This is a genomic window from Trueperella sp. HMSC08H06 (assembly GCF_001808465.1).
Lineage (GTDB): Bacteria > Actinomycetota > Actinomycetes > Actinomycetales > Actinomycetaceae > Trueperella > Trueperella bernardiae.
In genome coordinates, this window is the sequence record NZ_KV793344.1 from 155,076 (window position 1) to 174,041 (window position 18,966).

General features: G+C 67.4%; 15 protein-coding genes. 9 read left to right on the plus strand and 6 right to left on the minus strand.

The features are described 5' to 3' along the window. Positions 1 to 32: 32 nt before the first annotated feature. From nuoL to secA, 5 genes are all read left to right on the plus strand, one after another. Positions 33 to 1,946, plus strand: a complete 1,914-nt coding sequence (gene nuoL, locus HMPREF3174_RS03070) for an NADH-quinone oxidoreductase subunit L (RefSeq protein WP_246783054.1) — start codon at positions 33 to 35, stop codon at positions 1,944 to 1,946. A 13-nt stretch (positions 1,947 to 1,959) separates the two neighbouring features. Further along, complete coding sequence (locus HMPREF3174_RS03075) at positions 1,960 to 3,483, plus strand: NADH-quinone oxidoreductase subunit M (RefSeq protein WP_070447826.1); 1,524 nt, start codon at positions 1,960 to 1,962, stop codon at positions 3,481 to 3,483. A gap of 17 nt (positions 3,484 to 3,500) precedes the next feature. Continuing rightward, positions 3,501 to 5,087, plus strand: a complete 1,587-nt coding sequence (gene nuoN, locus HMPREF3174_RS03080; protein WP_062613398.1) for an NADH-quinone oxidoreductase subunit NuoN — start codon at positions 3,501 to 3,503, stop codon at positions 5,085 to 5,087. After that, positions 5,084 to 6,094 carry a polyprenyl synthetase family protein gene (locus HMPREF3174_RS03085; RefSeq protein ID WP_070447829.1) on the plus strand — a complete coding sequence of 337 codons (1,011 nt, stop codon included), beginning with the start codon at positions 5,084 to 5,086 and terminating at the stop codon, positions 6,092 to 6,094. Before nuoN ends, HMPREF3174_RS03085 begins: the two co-directional genes overlap by 4 nt. A 137-nt stretch (positions 6,095 to 6,231) precedes the next feature. Next, positions 6,232 to 9,081, plus strand: coding sequence for a preprotein translocase subunit SecA (gene secA / locus HMPREF3174_RS03090; RefSeq protein WP_068538660.1), 2,850 nt, complete (start codon positions 6,232 to 6,234; stop codon positions 9,079 to 9,081). 187 nt (positions 9,082 to 9,268) lie between these two features. Here the strand turns inward: secA and HMPREF3174_RS08940 are convergent, their stop codons facing one another. Next, positions 9,269 to 9,802, minus strand: a complete 534-nt coding sequence (locus HMPREF3174_RS08940; protein WP_083200551.1) for an Rv3235 family protein — start codon at positions 9,800 to 9,802, stop codon at positions 9,269 to 9,271. Positions 9,803 to 9,811: 9 nt separating this feature from the next. After that, the gene (locus HMPREF3174_RS09360) at positions 9,812 to 10,483 is read right to left on the minus strand and encodes a LysM peptidoglycan-binding domain-containing protein (RefSeq protein WP_062613402.1); all 672 of its coding nucleotides are present in this window, start codon (positions 10,481 to 10,483) and stop codon (positions 9,812 to 9,814) included. A 163-nt stretch (positions 10,484 to 10,646) separates the two neighbouring features. On the opposite strand from HMPREF3174_RS09360, the gene HMPREF3174_RS09365 reads away from it, so the two are divergent. Continuing rightward, positions 10,647 to 11,225: a hypothetical protein gene (locus HMPREF3174_RS09365; protein ID WP_068538662.1), complete on the plus strand. Its 579-nt coding sequence runs from the start codon at positions 10,647 to 10,649 to the stop codon at positions 11,223 to 11,225. On the opposite strand, the gene HMPREF3174_RS03110 is transcribed toward HMPREF3174_RS09365, so the two are convergent. Beyond that, positions 11,222 to 11,431 (minus strand): helix-turn-helix domain-containing protein, encoded by a 210-nt coding sequence (locus tag HMPREF3174_RS03110; protein ID WP_062613404.1) that lies wholly within the window; start codon positions 11,429 to 11,431, stop codon positions 11,222 to 11,224. The genes HMPREF3174_RS09365 and HMPREF3174_RS03110 overlap by 4 nt on opposite strands. 106 nt (positions 11,432 to 11,537) lie before the next feature. On the opposite strand from HMPREF3174_RS03110, the gene HMPREF3174_RS03115 reads away from it, so the two are divergent. From HMPREF3174_RS03115 to HMPREF3174_RS03125, 3 genes are read left to right on the plus strand one after another with little or no spacing between them, the layout of a single operon-like run. Next, positions 11,538 to 12,122, plus strand: coding sequence for an SAF domain-containing protein (locus tag HMPREF3174_RS03115; RefSeq protein ID WP_148132153.1), 585 nt, complete (start codon positions 11,538 to 11,540; stop codon positions 12,120 to 12,122). Next, on the plus strand, positions 12,119 to 13,234 hold the full coding sequence (locus HMPREF3174_RS03120; RefSeq protein ID WP_143601997.1) for a CpaE/TadZ family protein: 1,116 nt from the start codon (positions 12,119 to 12,121) through the stop codon (positions 13,232 to 13,234). The genes HMPREF3174_RS03115 and HMPREF3174_RS03120 overlap by 4 nt, the downstream gene beginning before the upstream one ends. Positions 13,235 to 13,288: 54 nt before the next feature. After that, positions 13,289 to 13,756 (plus strand): DUF6912 family protein, encoded by a 468-nt coding sequence (locus HMPREF3174_RS03125; protein ID WP_068538663.1) that lies wholly within the window; start codon positions 13,289 to 13,291, stop codon positions 13,754 to 13,756. Positions 13,757 to 13,827: 71 nt separating this feature from the next. Here HMPREF3174_RS03125 and HMPREF3174_RS03130 read toward each other — a convergent pair whose 3' ends face one another. The 3 genes from HMPREF3174_RS03130 to hisN form a co-directional block, all read right to left on the minus strand. Next, positions 13,828 to 16,956, minus strand: a complete 3,129-nt coding sequence (locus HMPREF3174_RS03130) for an AAA family ATPase (RefSeq protein ID WP_148132154.1) — start codon at positions 16,954 to 16,956, stop codon at positions 13,828 to 13,830. After that, the gene (locus tag HMPREF3174_RS03135) at positions 16,956 to 18,095 is read right to left on the minus strand and encodes an exonuclease SbcCD subunit D (protein ID WP_070447836.1); all 1,140 of its coding nucleotides are present in this window, start codon (positions 18,093 to 18,095) and stop codon (positions 16,956 to 16,958) included. Before HMPREF3174_RS03135 ends, HMPREF3174_RS03130 begins: the two co-directional genes overlap by 1 nt. 66 nt (positions 18,096 to 18,161) lie before the next feature. Then, positions 18,162 to 18,959, minus strand: a complete 798-nt coding sequence (gene hisN, locus HMPREF3174_RS03140; protein ID WP_062613410.1) for a histidinol-phosphatase — start codon at positions 18,957 to 18,959, stop codon at positions 18,162 to 18,164. Positions 18,960 to 18,966 lie beyond the last annotated feature (7 nt).

Genomic DNA, 18,966 nt, shown 5'->3' on the forward strand with positions numbered 1-18,966 from the left:
GAGCATTGACTAGCATTTTTGCGGAAAGCACCGTGGCTGTCGCAAGCGCGACGGGCGCGGCGAGCCTCATCTGGCTGGCCGTGGCCATCCCGCTTGTCAGCTTCGCGATCCTCCTCCTGGCAGGCAAGGCTGCTGACGCGTGGGGCCACTGGCTGGCGATCCTCGCCTCCACGGCGTCGTTCGTCATCGGCGCCGCCGCCGCCCTGCAACTGCTGGGGATGGACGCGAGCGCGCGCGTGGTCGAGACCACGCTGTATGAGTGGATCCCCGCGGTGGGTAACTTCGCGGTGGACTTCGGCACGCGGGTCGACCCGCTGTCGATCACGTTCGTCCTGCTCGTGACCTTCGTGGGCACCCTCATCCACATCTACTCCGTGTCCTACATGGAGCACGATCCGGCCCGGCGTCGTTTCTTCGCCTACCTCAACCTGTTCGTGGCAGCGATGCTACTGCTCGTCCTGGGCAACTCCTACGTGGTGCTGTTCTTCGGTTGGGAAGGCGTGGGCCTGGCGTCCTACCTTCTCATCTCGTTCTGGAACCACGTGCCCGAGTACGCCACCGCCGGTAAGAAGGCGTTCGTCATGAACCGTGTGGGCGACCTGGGCATGCTGATCGCGATGATGGCGATGGTGGCGAGCTTCGGTTCGGTGAAGTTCACCGACGTGTCGGCCGGTGTGGCTGGCGTTTCCGAGGGCACGGCCGCGTTCATCGGGGTATTCCTCCTGTTGGCCGCCTGCGGTAAGTCGGCGCAGTTCCCGCTGCAGGCATGGCTGGGGGACGCGATGGCGGGCCCGACCCCGGTCTCGGCCCTCATCCACGCCGCCACGATGGTGACCGCCGGTGTCTACCTCATGGTTCGCTCCGGCGCCGTCTACCAGGCCGCGCCCACTGCCGCTCTGCTCGTGGCCCTCATCGGCCTCATCACGCTCGTCTTCGGCGCGATCGTCGGTGCGGCGAAGGACGACATGAAGAAGGTCCTCGCGGCCTCCACCATGTCGCAGATCGGCTACATGATGCTGGCGGCGGGCCTCGGCCCGGTGGGTGCTGGCTTCGCGATCTTCCACCTCGTCACTCACGGCTTTTTCAAGGCCAACATGTTCCTTGGTGCCGGCGCTGTCATGCACGGCATGAACGACGAGGTCAACATCCGCGGCTTCGGTGGCCTGGCTAAGCACATGAAAATCACGTTCTACACGTTCTTCGCCGGCTACCTGGCGATCATCGGCTTCCCGCTGCTGTCCGGTTTCTACTCGAAGGACAAGATCATCGAGATCGCGTTCACGGGCGAGGGCGCGCTTCCGTGGATCTTTGGCACGATCACCGTGCTCGTGGCGGGGCTTACCGCCTTCTACATGTCGCGCCTGTTCTTCGGGATCTTCCTGGGGGAGGAGCGCTGGGCGAAGGAAGGCCCGGACGCCAAGCACCCGCACGATCCGTCGCCGCTCATGTGGATCCCGATGGCGCTGCTCGCCCTCGGCTCCCTCGGCCTTGGCGCGGTCCTCAACTACACGGGCTTCCTCACCTGGCTTGAGCCGGCGATCGGCCACGTCGCCCACGAGGAGCCGGTCTTGCCGGTCCCGGTCATCACGGGCGTCACGCTCGCCATCGTGGCGATCGGCGTCGGGCTCGCCTGGAAGATGTACGTGGCCACCCCGATGCCCAAGGCAGCACCGGTGGGCAACGGCCTGACCCGCGCCGCGCGCGTGGATCTCTACCAGGATCAGATCAACGAGGGCCTGTTCATGAACCCCGGCCTCGCGCTCGTGGCAGGCACCGACGCGCTCGACCGCGGCGTGGTGGACGGCCTGGTCCGCGGGGTTGCCAAGCTGCCGTCCGTCGGATCGGTCGTGGGCAAGTTCCAGACCGGTTACGCCCGTAACTACGCCAGCTACATCACCATCGGCCTGGTCCTGGCGCTCATCGTCGTCGTCGCGGCCGCGCTCTAGGAGGACAAGAGGTATGCAATTGCAAACTGTTTCCGAAGCTGGCTTCCCCTGGATCACAGTGATGATCGGGCTCGCCCTGCTGGGCGCGCTCGCGCTGTGGCTGGTCAAGCCGCTGCGTTCGGCGGCCCGCCCGGTGGCGCTGGGCGTGTCCCTCCTCGTGGCCGGCGTTTTCGTTGGCGCGATGATCTCGGAGTTCGAGGTGGCGAGCTCGGCGCGCGTCCAGCTAGCCGAGACCTACTCGTGGATTCCGCAGATTGGCGTGTCGCTCGCGTGGGGCATCAACGGAATGGGCGCGGTCATGCTCGCGCTGTCCGTGTTCCTCGTGCCGGTGGTCATCCTCGCGTCGTGGACCGAGGTCGACGACGACCGGCAGGGTGGCTACCTCGCCTGGATCCTCGCCCTTGAGGCGATCATCATCGGCCTGTTCGCCGCGCGTGACCTGTTCCTGTTCTACGTGCTGTTCGAGCTCATGATCCTGCCGATCTTCTTCATGATCGGCCGCTACGGCAAGGGGGAGAGGCGCGGCAAGGCCGCGATGAAGTTCCTCATCTACTCGCTCGCCGGCGGCCTCATCATGCTGGTGGGCGTCATCGCGGTCTACGCCTACGGGCCGGGCGGCTCGGGCGGCTTCATGATCGATAACCTTGCTGCGGGCTCGCAGATGTCGGCTGCGGCGCAGATATGGATCTTCCTCGCCTTCTTCATCGCGTTCGCGATCAAGGCCCCGATGTGGCCGGTCCACACCTGGCTGCCCGACGCCACGGAGGAGGCCCCCGCAGGCACCTCCACCTTGCTGGTGGGCATCCTGGACAAGATGGGTACGTTCGGCATGATCGCGATCTGCCTGCCGCTGTTCCCCGACGCCGCCGCCGCGGCCGCGCCGGTGATCATCGGCTTCGCGCTCGTGTCGATCATCTGGGGTGCGCTCATGGCGATCGCCTCGGACAACCTCATGCGCCTCGTGGCGTTCACCTCGGTGTCCCACTTCGGTTTCATGGTCATGGGTATCTTCTCCGGCTCATCGATCGCGATGGCCGGCGCGATCCTGTACATGGTGGCGCACGGTATTGGTACCGCGGGCCTGTTCCTCATTGTGGGCTTCCTCGGCGAACGCGGGGGCTCCCACCTCATTTCTCGCTACGGCGGCTGGCAGCGCGTCACCCCGATCCTGGCCGGCACGTTCATGATCTCGGGCCTTGCCACGATCGCCCTGCCGGGCCTGTCGGGCTTCATCCCCGAGTTCATGGTCCTCATGGGCACGTACGGCGTGCTACCGTGGGCGGCGCTCATCGGCGTCGTCGGCGTCGTGCTCGCCGCGCTCTACATCCTTCTGCCGTACCAGCGGGTCTTTACCGGCCCGAAGCCGGAGGAGCAGGTGGCGGACCTGGGCGGGCGCGAGAAGACGGTCATGGGCCTGCTGATCGCGGCCATGCTCGTCCTCGGCTTCTTCCCGTCCATCGCACTCGACGCCGTCAACCCCGTGGCCGAGCAGTACGCATCCACGCTGATGGTCACCGCTGAAGGGAGCACCAAGTGAATCTCGAAATTCAATGGATGGCAGTCCTGCCACTGTTGATCGTCCTCGGATCGGCCGTGCTGGGCACCCTCTTTGAGGCGTTCGTGCCCCGCCGCGCTCGCCGCGCCGTGCAGGTGACCCTGTCGCTCGCCGCGCTCGCCGCCGCCCTGGTGGTGCTCGTGTGGCGCTGGACGGAGACCCAGGCCGATGGCTCCACGGTGCAGCCGCTGGCCCTAGCAATCCACGCCGACGGCACGGTGGCGGTCAGCCTCGTGGAGGACGCGATGTCGCTCATCGCGCAGGTGGTCATCGTGGTCGGTGCGCTCCTGTCCTTCCTGGTGATCGCCGACCGCACGCAGACCCGCGAGGGCGCGTTCGCGGCGGCCGCCGCCACCCGCCCGGGTTCGTCGGAGGAGCGAGAGTTTAGCCGGCTTGGCCGCCAGCAGACCGAGGTCTACCCGCTGGCACTCTTCGCCACGGGCGGCATGATGGCCTTCACCTCGGCCTACGATCTGCTGACCTTCTTCATCGCGCTCGAAGTGCTCTCTCTTCCGCTCTACGTCCTGTCGGCAACCGCGCGCCGCAAGCGCCTGCTGTCGCAGGAGGCCGCGCTGAAGTACTTCATCCTCGGCGCTTTCTCTTCGGCGATCTTCCTCATGGGTTCGGCGCTCATCTACGGCGCCACCGGCTCCCTGTCGATCGAGGCCCCGGTGCTGCTCATCTCGCGCGGCCAGGGTCTGGCGACACCGGTGCTGCTGACGGTCGGCGTCGTGATGGTGGTCATCGGCCTGCTGTTCAAGGTGGGCGCCGCGCCGTTCCACGCGTGGACCCCGGATGTCTACCAGGGCGCCCCCACGCCGATCACCGGTTTCATGGCCGCTGGCACGAAGACCGCCGCGTTCGTGGCCCTCATGCGTGTGTTCATCCTGCTGGTGGCCCCTGTGTGGGATTCGATCAACATTTTCATGTGGATCGTTATCATCGCTACGATCGTGATCGGCACGGTCATGGGTCTGGTGCAGACCGACATCAAGCGCCTGCTGGCCTACTCCTCGATCGCGCACGCCGGCTTCATCCTCATTGCTGTCACGGCGATCAACATCATTTCTAACGCCGAGGTCACGCTCATCGCGGTCCCCGCGGTGCTGTTCTATCTGCTGGCTTACGCGGTGGCCACCGTGGGTGCGTTCGGCGTGGTGACGCTCGTGCGCGAGCGTGACGCGCAGGGCAACATCCTGGGCGAGGCCACGAAGCTCTCTAGCTGGGCGGGCCTGGGCAAGCGCAACCCGGTGCTGGCCGTGTCGATGACGATCTTCCTCCTGTCGTTCGCGGGCATCCCGCTGACCGGTGGCTTCATCGGAAAGTTCGAGGTCTTCCGCGCCGGTATCGAGGGCGGCCTGGCCGTGCTCGTGGTGCTGGCGGTGCTGGCCTCGGCTGCGACCGCGGTGTTCTACTTCCGCTTGGTCCAGCTCATGTTCTTCCGTGAGCCAGAGGGCGAGTCGGTGGCCGTGGTCGAGTCGGAGGGCATGTCGATCGTCGCGATCGTCATCGCCGCGATCACCACGATCGCGCTCGGCGTGGTGCCCTACTTCGCGCTCGACTTCATCATGGGATCGTTTGCGTGAGCGTCACGGATGTCCTAGCCAGCGACGACCCGCTCGCCCGCCGGCTCGCCGCGCGCATGGAGGTGGTCGAAGACCGGCTGCGATCGGCGTGCCGGGTGGACGACGTCGTCGTCGATTCGGCCACCTCCTACCTCGCCGACGCCGGCGGCAAGCGGTTGCGGCCGCTGCTGACGTTGCTCGCGGCGGAGGTGGGCCCGAACCCCGATTCGCCGGACGTCGTTGACGCGGCCGTGGTCATGGAGCTGACGCACCTGGCCTCGCTCTACCACGACGACGTCATGGACGAGGCACCCAAGCGGCGCGGCGTTCCGACAGCACAGTACATTTTCGGTAACTCCTCGGCGATCATGGCTGGCGACGTACTGTTCTCGCGCGCGTCTAAGATTGTGGCCGGGCTGGGGCAGAAGGCGATCTACATGCACGCCGAGTCTTTCGAGCGCCTGTGCATGGGCCAGCTGCACGAGACGGTGGGCCCGCAGGCGGGGGAGGACCCGATCGAGCATCACCTCAAGGTCCTGTCCGGCAAAACGGGCTCGCTCATCGCGGCATCCGCCCACCACGGCGTCATGGCCGCGGGCGGCCCGGACGAGGAGAGTGAGGCGCTGGCCGCGTTCGGCGAACGGATCGGCGTGGCCTTCCAGATCGCCGACGACGTCATCGATCTGGTCTCCGACCCCGAGCTCACCGGCAAGACTCCGGGCACTGACCTGCTCGAGGGCGTGCCGACCATGCCCACGCTTCTGCTTGAGCGCGCGGCTCAGGAGGGCACGATCGACGACGACGGGCGCGTGATCCTCGACTTCCTCGCCGAAGGCAACCTGGAGGCGGGGGACCGGCTGGCCACGGTGGTGGACATGCTCAAGGCGCACGACGTGGTCGACCAGACGCGGCAGCTCGCCCGGCAATGGGTGGACGACGCGCTGGGATACTTGGAGGGAATCAAGGACCGGGAAGTCTACAGTTATCTGGTCATGTTCGCCCACGGGATGGTCGAACGTATGGCGTGACGGCGTCGTCGTAACGGGGGCTCACACGCGAAAGCGTCAAGGCCGCGAACGGAAGCGCAGGGTGTACGTGCCCTGCGCTTCTTCGTAGGCGAACGGTGAGGCGGACAATTGCGGCTGGGGGCCGGGGAACGGCTAGAATGGCGGCAGTCTTAAAAGGAGCAAACGTGCGCAAACTGATCGATAAGATTCTCCGGGCAGGCGAGGGGAGAACCCTGAAGAAGCTCGAGGGGATCACGCGGCAAGTCAACGAGCTGGAAGACGCCTTCAAGGAGATGAGCGACGAGGAGCTCAAGGCTCAGACGGCGGAATTCCGCGAGCGCTACCAGGAGGGCGAGTCCCTGGATGACCTGCTGCCGGAGGCATTCGCGGTGGTGCGCGAGGCGTCGGTGCGTACGCTCGGCCAGCGGCACTACGACGTGCAGATCATGGGGGGTGCCGCCTTGCACCTGGGCAACATCGCGGAGATGAAGACCGGTGAGGGCAAGACTCTGGTGGCCACGCTCGCCGCCTATCTCAACGCGATCCCGGGGCGCGGCGTGCACGTGGTGACGGTCAACGACTACCTGGCCTCCTACCAGTCGGAACTCATGGGCCGCGTGTTCCGCTACCTCGGGATGACCACCGGGTGCATCACCACGGGGCTCAGCCCGGCCCAGCGGCGCGAGCAGTACGCGTGCGACATCACGTACGGCACGAACAACGAGTTCGGCTTTGACTACCTGCGCGATAACATGGCGATGAGCCTGGACAACCTGGTCCAGCGTGAGCACAACTTCGCGATCGTGGACGAGGTGGACTCGATCCTCATTGACGAGGCGCGTACCCCGCTTATCATTTCGGGCCCGGCCGAGGGGGATGCGAACAAGTGGTACACGATGTTCTCCCAGGCGGTGGGCTCGCTCAAGCGCGATATTGACTACGAGGTCGATGAGAAGAAGCGCACCGTGGGCGTGCTCGAACCGGGCATTGACAAGATTGAGGACATACTGGGGATCGACAACCTGTACGAGTCGGTCAACACCCCGCTGATTGGCTACCTCAACAACGCGATCAAGGCCAAGGAGCTGTTCGCACGCGACCAGGATTACATCGTGGCCGACGGCGAGGTGCTGATTGTGGACGAGCACACGGGCCGCGTGCTGCCCGGGCGCCGCTACAACGAGGGCATGCACCAGGCGATCGAGGCGAAGGAGGGCGTGGCGATCAAGGCCGAGAACCAGACGCTGGCCACGATCACGCTGCAGAACTATTTCCGCCTGTACGACAAGCTGTCGGGCATGACGGGCACGGCAGAGACCGAGGCGGAGGAGTTCGCCTCCACCTACGACATCGGCGTGGTGCCGATTCCGACCAACCGTCCGATGCGGCGCGTTGACCACACGGACCTGGTCTACCCCACGGAGCGCGGCAAGTTCGCGGCGATCGTGGAGGACATCAAGGAGCGGTTTGCCACGGGCCAGCCGGTGCTGGTGGGTACGGCGTCGGTGGAGAACTCGGAGAAGCTGTCGGCCCTGCTGAAGAAGGCGCACGTGCCGCACGAGGTGCTCAATGCTAAGCAGCACGAGCGCGAGGCAGCGGTGGTGGCGATGGCGGGCCGCAAGGGCGCCGTCACGGTGGCGACCAACATGGCTGGTCGAGGCACCGACATCATGCTCGGCGGAAACGCCGAGCACATCGCGGTGGACCTCATGGCCAAGCGTGGGCTGGACCCGGAGGAGGACGCCGAGGAGTACGAGAAGGTGTGGCCCGAGGTGCTGGCCGAGGCCAAGGCGGCCGTGGCCAAGGAGCACGACGAGGTGGTGGAGCTGGGCGGCCTGTACGTGCTCGGCTCGGAGCGCCACGAATCGCGCCGCATTGACAACCAGCTGCGCGGACGATCAGGGCGTCAGGGCGACCCGGGCGAGTCGCGGTTCTACCTCTCACTCGACGACGACCTCATGCGCCTGTTCGGCAACACGCGCGCCACGGACCGCTTCAAGAACGGCCCGGAGGACGAGGTGCTCGACTTCAAGATCCTGAGCACCGCGATCGAGCGCGCCCAGACCCAGATCGAGGCGCGCAACGCCGAGATGCGCAAGAATGTGCTGAAGTATGACGACGTGATGAACGAGCAGCGCTCCACCGTCTACGCCGAGCGCCGGCGCATTCTCGAGGGTGAGGACGTGGAGGACCAGATCAGCTCGTTCATCACCTTCGTGGTTGACGACGTCGTGGGCAGCCACACGGTCGGTTCGGCCGACGAGTGGGACATGCACGCGCTGTGGATGGACGTGAAGGGCATCTACCGCCCGTCGTTCACAGACGAGGAGCTCATCGAGGCTCACGGCGGCGACCAGCGCGAGCTGAGCCGGAGCACGGTGCGTGACGAGATCCTGGAGGACGTGGAGACGATCTACCACGAGCGCGAGGAGGAGCTGGGCTCTGAGCAGATGCGCAACGTGGAGCGCGAGGTGCTGCTGACCGTGCTGGATCGCAAGTGGCGCGAGCACCTGTACGAGATGGACTACCTTAAGGAAGGCATCGGCCTGCGCGCGATGGCCCAGCGCGACCCGCTTGTCGAATACAAGCAGGAGGGCTACCACATGTTCCAGCAGATGAATGACTCGATCCGCGAGGAGACGGTGCGTCACCTGCTGAACTTCGAACTGCCCTCCGAGCGGATGGCCCGCGAGGCGTTGGAGTCCGCGAAGGCGGCGCTCGCTGCCGGTGAGGGCGGTTTCATCGGCCAGAAGGCTCCCGTGCAGCCGCAGCAGTCGACCGAGAAGATCCTGGGCATCAAGCGGCCCGAGTCGCAGAAGCTGTCCTATTCCTCGTCAGCCGGTCAGAGCGGTCCCGCGGCCCAGCGTGGACCGGCGGCGGGCAACAAGCCTCCGGTGGGCACGTTCGGCAACGCTGTGACACAGGGCCAGGGCCAGCAAGGTGGCGAGGCGGACCCGTACGCGGGGATGAATCGCGCCCAGCGGCGTGCGGCCAAGCGGCGCAAGTAGGAGCCCGCGGGTGGCGCGGCCCGGTGGCGGACGCTACCGGGCCACGTTGGATAGGTGCGTTAAAAGAAACTGGACGATTTCCGGGTGATCTCCTCATATAAGAAGATCGGCCCGAAATCGTCCAGTTTATTTCAATCGTTGCTCGCGAGTTCGTTGGCAGGGGCCCGCGGGGGTGGCCGGGCCCCACTTAGATGATCTCGAGGGCGGTCACGTGCCACCGGCCGCGGCGCACCTCGAGCCGGGCGGCCGCCGCGCGGGTGCGTTTGCCGTCGAAAACGACGAGCGAGACCTCGGCGACCCCGTCGCGCGGCTCGCACACCCGCACACGCTTGATGCGCGGCGGCATGCACTTCTCGGCCCGGCCGAGCACGCGCTGGGCGAGGCCGGCGCGGCGGGTGAGGGCCTCGTAGACGTCGGGGTGCATCCAAGTCTGGAGCTGGCGGGCGGGCCGGTGGCCCATGAGGACCTCGATGGACTGGCCGACCACGCGGGCGGCGAAGCGGTCCGGCGGGGTGAGCTTCTCGGTGGTCTTGCCCGATTCGCCGTTGTACATGAGCCTGTCGATGCGTGGCGAGGTGAAGGCTGCGCGGTCGAAGCCCTCGCCGTTGGAGGGCGCAGGCAGGGACTGCGAGGACCGGCCTGGGTAGCTCTTCGGGAGCTGGCGCGGTGGCGGCGGGGGAGGGGCGACGTGGACCTTGTGATCGAGTAGTGCTTGGCTCATGGGGTGTCCTTAGGGAAGTGTGATGATTTGGCCGGGACGGATGAGGTTCGGGTCGTCGCCGATGACGCCCTTGTTAGCGAGGTAGAGGTCGAGCACGATGTCGGCCAACTCGGAGTCGTTCGAGGGGGAGTAGTAGTCCCTGGCGATCGACCACAGGCAATCCCCGGCTTCCACGATGTGGGTGCGTTCCGAGATGAGCGTGGCTCCCGCTGTATGATCGACCCTGGCGATCGGCGCCGACTCGCGCGTGGCTGCGAGGGCGGCGTCGTGGAGCGGCTTGCCGATGCGAGGTGCTTCGGCGGCGGCGACTGGTCCGGCCTCCGGTAGGGGCGCGACCGCGGTTTCGGACGCGACGGCGGGGTCGGCGTCGTGAATGGGTCCGGCCGGCTCGTAGAGCGTGCTCGCGGAGGGCAGGGGAGCGCCCCAGCTGAGATCGACGTCGGCGGAGGCGGGAGCGATGAAGCTGCCGGCAAGCCCGGCGGCGGCGATGCCCTTGAGGATCGGCGGACCCCAACGGGCGACCCGTGCGCGCAGGGTGCGGCTTCCGGAGCGGGAGGCGCGAAGGAGTGCGAGCGCGGCGATGAGATACCACAGGACCACGAGCGCGATTGCCACGGCGGACGCGGCGACGAGCACGGCCTCCAGGTCCTGCTGGGGTGCGCCGGTGTGGGACGGGTTCATGTCGACTCCAATGATGCTGTTTGGTGTTGTTTGATGCTGTGTGATCGAGTTTGGTGCTGTTTGATGGCGTGCGCGAGTGGGTATACCCGGTAAGTCGAAGGGTGAGATGCGCGACGGTGTGGAAAGTGGAGCGCTCGCGGGCGACCGGCCGTAGCCTGTGCCTATGGATTGGACGATTCTTGCTGAGGCCATCGCCTCCGAAGTGGAACAAGGCGAGCGCGACGAACTCGACGCAGAGGTGGCCGACCTCGCCGACGCCGAACGGGCCACGCTCACGGTGGGGGACCGCCTGCGGGGTGCCGTGGGAGCGAGCATCGAGGTGGCCGTGCGGGGCTTGGTGCTCGACGGCGTCGTCGAGGCGGTGGGCGAGGGCTGGTTCTTGCTCACGGACGCCACCCACGAGCACATCGTGCTCACGGAGGCGGTGGTGAGCCTCAGCCGCGTGTCCTGGGCGCAGACGCCGGGAAGTGGCCTGCCGGTCAGCGTGGGGTCGTTCGTGCGCCAGCTCCAGGACACCTACGTGGCGCTGCGCGGGCCGGACGTCAACGTGGCGGGCCGGGTGGTCGGCGTTGGGCGCGACCACCTGCTGATTGAAGAGGAGGGCGGGGATCGGTACGGTTCGTACGCCCAGCCGTGGGAGGCCCGCTACGATTTCGGGCAAAGGGAACGGCTATCGCAGATCGTCATTCCGATCGATGCGATAGCCGTGATGAGCCAGGCGAGGGTGAACCGCGGGGTTTAGAAATCCTCTCCCGACGCGATTTTTTCTCGGGTGGCCGCGTAGGCGCGCTCGACGTACTCGGTGAGCACGGCGTCCTCAATGCGCCACTGGCCGCGTCCGCCTACCTGAATGGCAGGAAGTTCGCCATTCTTGATGAGCGTGCGTACCTGTCCGGCCGAGACATTCAGGTACTCGGCGACATCAGCGATTGTTAGAAACCTAGACATAGCTAGAGTGTCCCATCTACTAGCGACCGACGCTTGAACTGTACACGGGTGTTAAGTCCTGTGGAAAACTGTGAACGATTTTCGCGAAATATGCAACGGTTGAGCCATGACGATATCGAAATATCTACCGTGGAAGGATCCGCGGCTGGCCATTGGAGTGCTTCTCATTGCGAGTGGCGGGCTCGCGGGCTCGGTCGTGCTGGGTGGGGAATCCTCTGTCCCGTTACTGCGCGCGAGCGCCCCGGTCGCGGAGGGTAGTGTGCTAAGTGAGAGCCAGTTCACAGTGGTGGAGCTGCCCGAGCGCGTGGGGGCCGAGTACGTGAGGAGCGGGCAGATTCCCGACGGCGCCGTGGCAACTCACGCTCTTCAGCCCGGCGATCTTCTCCCGACCTCCGCCCTCGGCCAGCCAGGCGCGCTTGCCGACGTGACCATCCCGCTGCTCGTGGCGCCCGCCTCGAGCGTGGGGGTGGGGTCGCAGGTGGATGTGTGGCGCGTGCAGAACGCGACCATCAACACGGCCTCGGGGGCGAGGCTCATCGCGCAGGGCGCGGTGATCGTTTCCGTGGAGGTCGGGGGCGTGGGCTCGCAGACCGCCGCCCAGATCCGGGTGGCGCCAGCCGACGTGCCCGGGATCCTCGAGGTGCTCGGCACCCAGGACGGGCTGGTGCTCGTGGGGAAGGCCGGCCAATGATCCTCCTATGTTTGCCCGCCCAGCTTGAGGAGCAGGTGGTGCGCGGCCTGGCGGCGTTCGGCGAGGAGGTCCGCATCGCCCGCCGGTGTGCCGACCTGGCCGAGGTCATCGCCGGGGTTGAGGCCAACCTGGGCAAGATCGTGTTGCTGGGCGACGATCCCGCGCTCGACCTCTCGGCCGTCACCCGGCTCGCCGCCGCCGGCGCGCGCGTGGGTGTGGTGCCGTCCTTCCGGCCGGTCACGGCCATCAACGCGCTCGGCGCGGTGCCCGTGGCCGAGTCGGAGATGGTGGACTTCGTGCGCGGGTCCACGCCCGTTGAACCCGTGGCGGCACCGATGCGGCGGGGCCGGATCATCGCCGTGTGGGGGCCGGGCGGGAGCGTGGGGCGATCGGCGCTCGTGCGAGACCTCGCGGCGGTTGCCCCGAACGTCGTGGTGGTCGACGCCGACACCCACCGCCCCAGCCTGTCCCAGCTCTACGGGCTGGAGGAGACGTCTGCCATCGTGGCCCTCGCCCGGCACATCGAGCGGGGCAAGGACCCGGCCGAGCTCATCGACGCGGTGCTGGTGGAGCTGCCCGGGCGCGGGGCTGATAAGCCTGGCCGCCTACTTGCCGGCCTTAATACTGGCGAGCGCTGGAGGGAGTTGCCCCGGGTGGTGGTCGAGCGCATGTGGGAGCCGCTCGCCGCATCCGCGGACGCGGTGATCGTGGACCTTTCCGGTGGGATGGAGGCGCGGCCCTCCCGCGAGGACCGCCACGCCGCCACCCGCTCGGCCGTGGAGGCGGCGGACGTGGTGGTGCACGTGGGCGCCGGCACGCCCGTGGGGTTGCGGCGCTTCCTCGAACACCTCGACGCCCTGGGCAGTGACAGGCTTGGCGAGCACCACGGGGTGGTCCTCCTCTCCGAGCACGGACTGGGCGTGGACGGTAAGGCGAAGGTCCTCTCGCTCCTCGCCGACGCACCCGTGCCGATTCACTTCCTGCGCGCTGATCGGCGGCGCCTCGAACGCTGCGAGCTCCAGGCCCGCGACATGGTGGGTACCTACCCGCGTTCTGGCTATGCCAAGGACGTGCGGGCCCTGTGGGAGGTCATCGGCGCCGCGGGCGCATAGCGGCGGGGGCATCAGGCGAGCGCGTCAGCGGGCGCGGCGGTTTAGAATGTGTCTATGCGCATCTACATTCCGCTCACGCCCGAGGATCTCGCCGCGGCCATCGAGCCCCGGCTGGTTCACGCCGTCACACCCGAACTCAAGCGGGCCGTGCCACGCGAGGACGACGAGGGATGGGAAATGATCGCCACCCTTGCCGCCGCTGACGACTCGCTCCGCCTGCTTGCCGGCCGTCAGGCGCGCCGCCGGATGGTGTGCGTGGCCGAGGTGCCCGGCCGTGCGCTAGAGCACGCGGCCGAGCTCCCCACTGCCCGCCGGCTCACCGCTTCCGTGGAGTGGGGGGACGTGGAGACCATCCTCGTGGATGAACCGGGATACGAGGAGCTCGTCTCCCGTGCCATCGCCGGTGAGGAGGCGGCCTTCGCGGCAACCGGTGACATCGACCTGCTCTGGTACGACGTCATCGAGCGCGCCGACCTGGCCGCCGAACTTGAGGCAGGCGCACTGGTCGAGCCGGGCGCCTAGGGCCCGGGTTTTGCGCCTGCCGGGTGGGACCGCGAGTCAGAACCGGGAAGGGTTCATGCTCCGCGACCGGCCTACGCGGAGACGCTCATCGTGGAACCCCCGCCGCCGAGCGGCTTGACCGTGACCCGATCGGGGATCATGGCCTTGAGTTCCTCCACGTGGGAGACCACGCCCACCGTGCGCCCGTCCGCTCGCAGCTGCCCGAGTGTGTCCATGACCGTTTGCAGGTAGTCGCTCGACAGGCTGCCGAAGCCCTCGTCGATCAAGAGCGTGTCAATGCGGATCCCGCCGTTCTCCGCCTGCACCACTTCGGACAGTGCGAGCGCGAGGGCGAGCGAGGTGTAGAAGGTCTCGCCGCCCGAGAGGGTGCCGGGGGAGCGGACGTGGTCGCCGCCAGGGCCGGAGTCGTGATGGACCACCTCGAGCCCGAGGCCCGACTTAAGCTCCCCGCGCCCCTCGTCGGCCCGGCGTAGCTCGTAGCGGCCGAAGGAGAAGCGGGCGAGGTGCTCGTTGGCTCGCTCGACGATCTGCTCGAAGCGGCGCAGAAGCACCCACACCGTGAGCTTGACGCGGCTGAGCGACATCGACCCGGCGTTCGCCAGATCCGCCAGCCGGGCGGCCGGCCCGGCCGCATCGCTGATCCTCTTCCAGTCCCGATGGGCGGCGTGTAGCCGAGCGAGGTGCCCATTCGAGGCGGTCATCCGCTGTGAGGCGATCGCCTCGGCACGGTTGGCCTGGGAGACCGCCTCCCGCGCGGCGGCATCGGCTCGCCGGGCGGCCTCCAGGTCCACCTCCTGGCCCTCAACCTGCAGCCGTTCGCTGGCCAGTTGGCCTTCGATGCTTGCGCACTGGGCCGCGTGGTCCTCTACCTCCTTCTTCAGCGCTGTGAGCGTGGGACGGGGGAGGTGGCTTGCGCGGGCCTGCGCGGCGGTGACGTGCGCGGCAGCGAGCGCCTCGGACGCCGCGGCGCGGGCCTCTTCGAGCGAGCGGGCCGCAGATGCCGCCGTCGTTGCCACTGCGCGCAAGCTGCTGAGCTGTTCGCGCTGCCGGCCAAGCGCGGCCTGGCGGTCATGAACGCTGGGGAATTCCCCGCGCGCGTCGGAGACGCGCGCGGTATCGGCCCCGAGCATCTGGCTGGCGCTTGCGGTACGTTCGGTCAGCGCTCGCTGATCCTCCCGGACCTGCCCCAGTGCCAGACGTTGCTTGGCCTGGGCGTCCTCCAGCGCCGCGCGCTCGGCCTCCATCGCCGCCGCGTTCTTTTCGGCAGCGCTGGCCTTTGCCAGGTCAGCCGTGAGAGCAACAATCGTGGCCGCGATCGACTCGGGCGTGGCGTCGCCCAGCTGGGAACGCAACGCTTCGGCAGAGCTGGACAGGGCCGTGACCTTTTGGTTCGCTTGGTCAAGTGCGGCGGCCAGCGGCGCGAGCGCCGCCTCCTCGGCCTGGACCTGCTCGAGCGTGGCCGAATCCGCCGCTGGGGCGGCCGGAGCGGGGTGCTCGGTGGAACCGCAAACGGGGCACGGCTCAGATTCGCTCAGCGTGCTGGCTAGGTTGGAAGCCATCGATCTGCGCCAGGCCTCCGTGGTGGCATTTAATTTCTCGCGTTGGGCCGAGTGCGCGGCGGCGGCCTTCACCAGGGTCCCGCGCGCCCGCTCGAGCGTGCCCTCAACGTCCGTGAGCTTCGTGGCCGTGGCTTGGGCCGCTTGCTGGGAGGCAAGCTTTTCCGTGATGACCGGGGCGGTGGCGGCAAGTGTGCGCTTGGCCTGGAGCGCGGAGTCGAATTCGGCGGCGCGCGAAGGGTAGGCGGCAAGCTGTTCATCGAGCTCGGCAGCCCTCGCTTGCAGTGCCTCTGCCTCCTTTTCAAGACCGGCCAGTTCCTCTCGGCGCTGCGACAGGCCGGCCTCGAGTGCGGCCAGCTCCGCGAGCGCGCCGAGCTGGGTGTTGATCCCGGCCAGTTCCGCATCGCAGGAATCGATGACAGATTCGGCGGCCTCCAGCACGCCCTCCTGTGCCGCGATAGCGCTGGCGAGCGAGTCAATATCCGTGACGGTCGCAGCCCCCGCGGCTGGTGTGCCCACCGCACCCGTAGCCGACGGCTCCGTAGCAGCCGCATCCGGCCCGGACGCCCCCGCGGACGCCATGACCGCGGGCAGCGCGATAGCAGACAGCGCCTCCCGCGCCGAGTCCTCCCGGTTCAGGCGGTCGATGGCGAGTGCCACCGATTCGTGGGCGGCGATCTTCGCCCGCGCCTCCTCGATGCGTGGCGCACGCTCGGCCAGCACTGCGCGCTCGGCCACCAGCCGACCCCGTTCGGCGATGGCGGCGGTGAGGATCTCCGCCTGCTGCAGGGCCTGAGCGGCCTGCCGGGCGGCGGCGCCGACCTCGACGGTCAGCTCCGAGGCCGCCGCCCACGCCTGGCCAAGCACGTGGTCGGCTTCCGCGATCGCCTCGAGCGGCGCCTCATCGTCCGGCTCGAGGACGAGCTGGACCAGGTGGGGGAACTGTTCGGCCACCCCGTCGATATCAAGCCAGGAGTGCAAGGCGCGGATGGCCTCCTCCGAGGCGGCCTTGACCTTTCCGCGTGCCTCCTTCGCCGCATCCTCCAGGGCGTAGGCGAAACGCTTGTAATCGCTGGTGTTGAACAGGGTTTCGAGCAGAGCCGCCCGCTCGGTGGACTTCATCTTCAAGAACTGAGCGAACTGACCCTGGGGGAGCACCACGGTTTGCACGAACTGTTCGCGCGTGAGCCCCAAAAGCCCCTCCAGCTCGGCATCCACCTGTGAGATCTTCGAGCCGAGGATCTCCCCGGCCTCCCACTTCTTCGCCTCCACGGCCGCCTCGGACATGCGCCACAGGTGTGCGGTGGCGCCTATGGGCGTGGTGCCCTCCCCGCGCACCTTCTGCTTGAGGTAGGCGGGCGTGCGCCGCACGCGGTACGTGCCCGAGGCGATGGTGAACACGAGCTCCACCACCGACTCCACGGTGCCGGGCGCGTAGCTGGAGCGCATGCGGGACCGATCCGAGTCGCTTCCCGCCACGTCCCCGTACAGGGCGAAGACGATCGCGTCGATAATTGAGGACTTCCCGGCGCCCGTGGGCCCGTCAAAAAGGAACAGGCCGGAGGCCGTCAGGTCATCAAAGTTGATCGTGTGCGTGCCCGGGAATGGGCCGATCGCACTGAAAGTCAGGTGCCGGAACTGCATCAGGCCCTCACCTTCTCCCACGTATCGGCCACGAGCTGGTCCTCCATCTCGGTCAGTTCCCGCCCTCCCGCATGCGCAAAGAATTCGCGCATGACGGCCAGCGGGTTGGAACGGATCTCGGCCAGCTCCCTCAGCGTGACGGCCGTGGCCTCACTCACGTGTTCGAGCACGAGCATGTGCGCAAAGCGCGCCTTGAGCTTGGCGTACAGATCGGCCGGCCTGTCCGGATCCGTGACTCGGATGCGCACGAAGTAATCGCCAAACGCCGCGTACTTTACCGACAGCAGGTTTTCCAGCGTGTCCTCCAACGTGGCAAGCGGCCGGTATACGGGCGCAGGGATGAGCTCCACGCCCCCGCTTTGGGTATCGAGCAGCACGGAGGATTTGACGTGCTTTTCCTCGGAGAAGGAAAAGGCGATGGGCGAGCCCGAATAGCGCATGAGCGGATCGCCCTCCGTGCCCACCCGTTGCGGGCCGTGGATGTGGCCGAGGGCCACGTAATCCGTGAGCCCGCCCAGGCGGAACAGGTGCGAGGGGATCGAATCCGCCCCGCCCACCGAGATATCCCGCTCCGACTCCGTGGGTTGCGCGCCGATGACGAACGAATGGGAGAGCACCACCCGGTACGGGTTGCCCCCGCGCCGCTTCATGTCCGCCTCCACGCGGGCCAGCATCTCGGTGTTAACCGCCATGTGGCTGCGTTCGAGCACCTCATCCCCGGCCAGCTTCTCCCGCTCCGTGGGCGGATCTAAGTAGGGGATGGGGTAGATGAGGGCGCCCCCGGTGTCGTCGTCCATCACCACGGGGACGTGGGCGCGGCGCGAATCGGTACAGATATGCAGCCGATCCCGCACCAAACCTGACAGGAAGCCGAGGCGCTGGGGCGAATCGTGGTTGCCGCTGGTCATGATCACCCGCGTGTGCTCGAGCAGGCGCCCAAGCGTGTCAGACAGCAGCTCCACCATGGTGACGGGCGGGACGCTGCGGTCAAACACGTCACCTGAAATGAAGAGCGCATCCACACTCTCCGCCGCCACGAGATCGACCACGTGATCGGCCCACTGCTCAAAGGCAGGGGTGAGATCGGCACCGTGCATTTCCCGGCCCAGGTGCCAATCGGCCGTATGTAAAAACCTCATGTCTTCAGGCTAGCGGTCCCCTCCGACAACTTTTTCTCCGCACGCCCCGCCGGCGGCAGAAACCGCTTAATCCCGCACGGAATTGAGGATCTCGAGGGCGGGGTTGTGAAGGTGGCCGTTCGTGGCGATCGCGTTGTGCCCCCACGGCCCATCCTCGCCCTCGAGCGAAGTGAAGCGCCCGCCGGCCTCGGTCACGATCGGCACGAGCGCGGCCATGTCATACAGGTTGAGCTCCGGCTCGCTCGCGATATCCACCGCGCCCTCGGCCACCAGCATGTACGACCAAAAGTCGCCGAAGGCGCGCGTGCGCCAGCAGGTCTGAGCCAGGCGCAAAAAGGCGCGCAGCTGGTTGCGATCCGACCAGCCATCCAGCGACGAATAGGACAGCGACGCGTCTGAGACCCGCCCCACCTGCGACACGTGGATGCGCCGCGCCGCAGCCGCCGACCGCCCCGCGTAGGCTCCCAGGCCCTTCGCCGCAAACCAGCGTTGCTTGAGCGCTGGGGCTGAGACGATGCCGAGCACGATCGCCCCGTTGTCCTCCAGCGCGATGAGCGTGGCCCACACCGGCACGCCGCGCACGTAATTCTTCGTGCCATCGATCGGGTCGATGATCCACCGCCGCCCCGACAGGCCCTCCACCGGGGCCTCCTCCTCGCCCGTCACGCCGTCGCGCGAACGGAACTGGCGCAACATGTCGCGAATGAGGCGCTCGGCGGCGCGGTCGGCGTCAGAGACGGGGGTCATGTCGGGCTTGGTCTCGACCCGCAGGTCGGCGGCCCGAAAGCGCTCGAGGGTAAGGACATCGACCCGGTCGGCGATCCCGAGGGCCACCTGCAGGTCATCGGCGTAACGTGGTTGCATGCCCCAA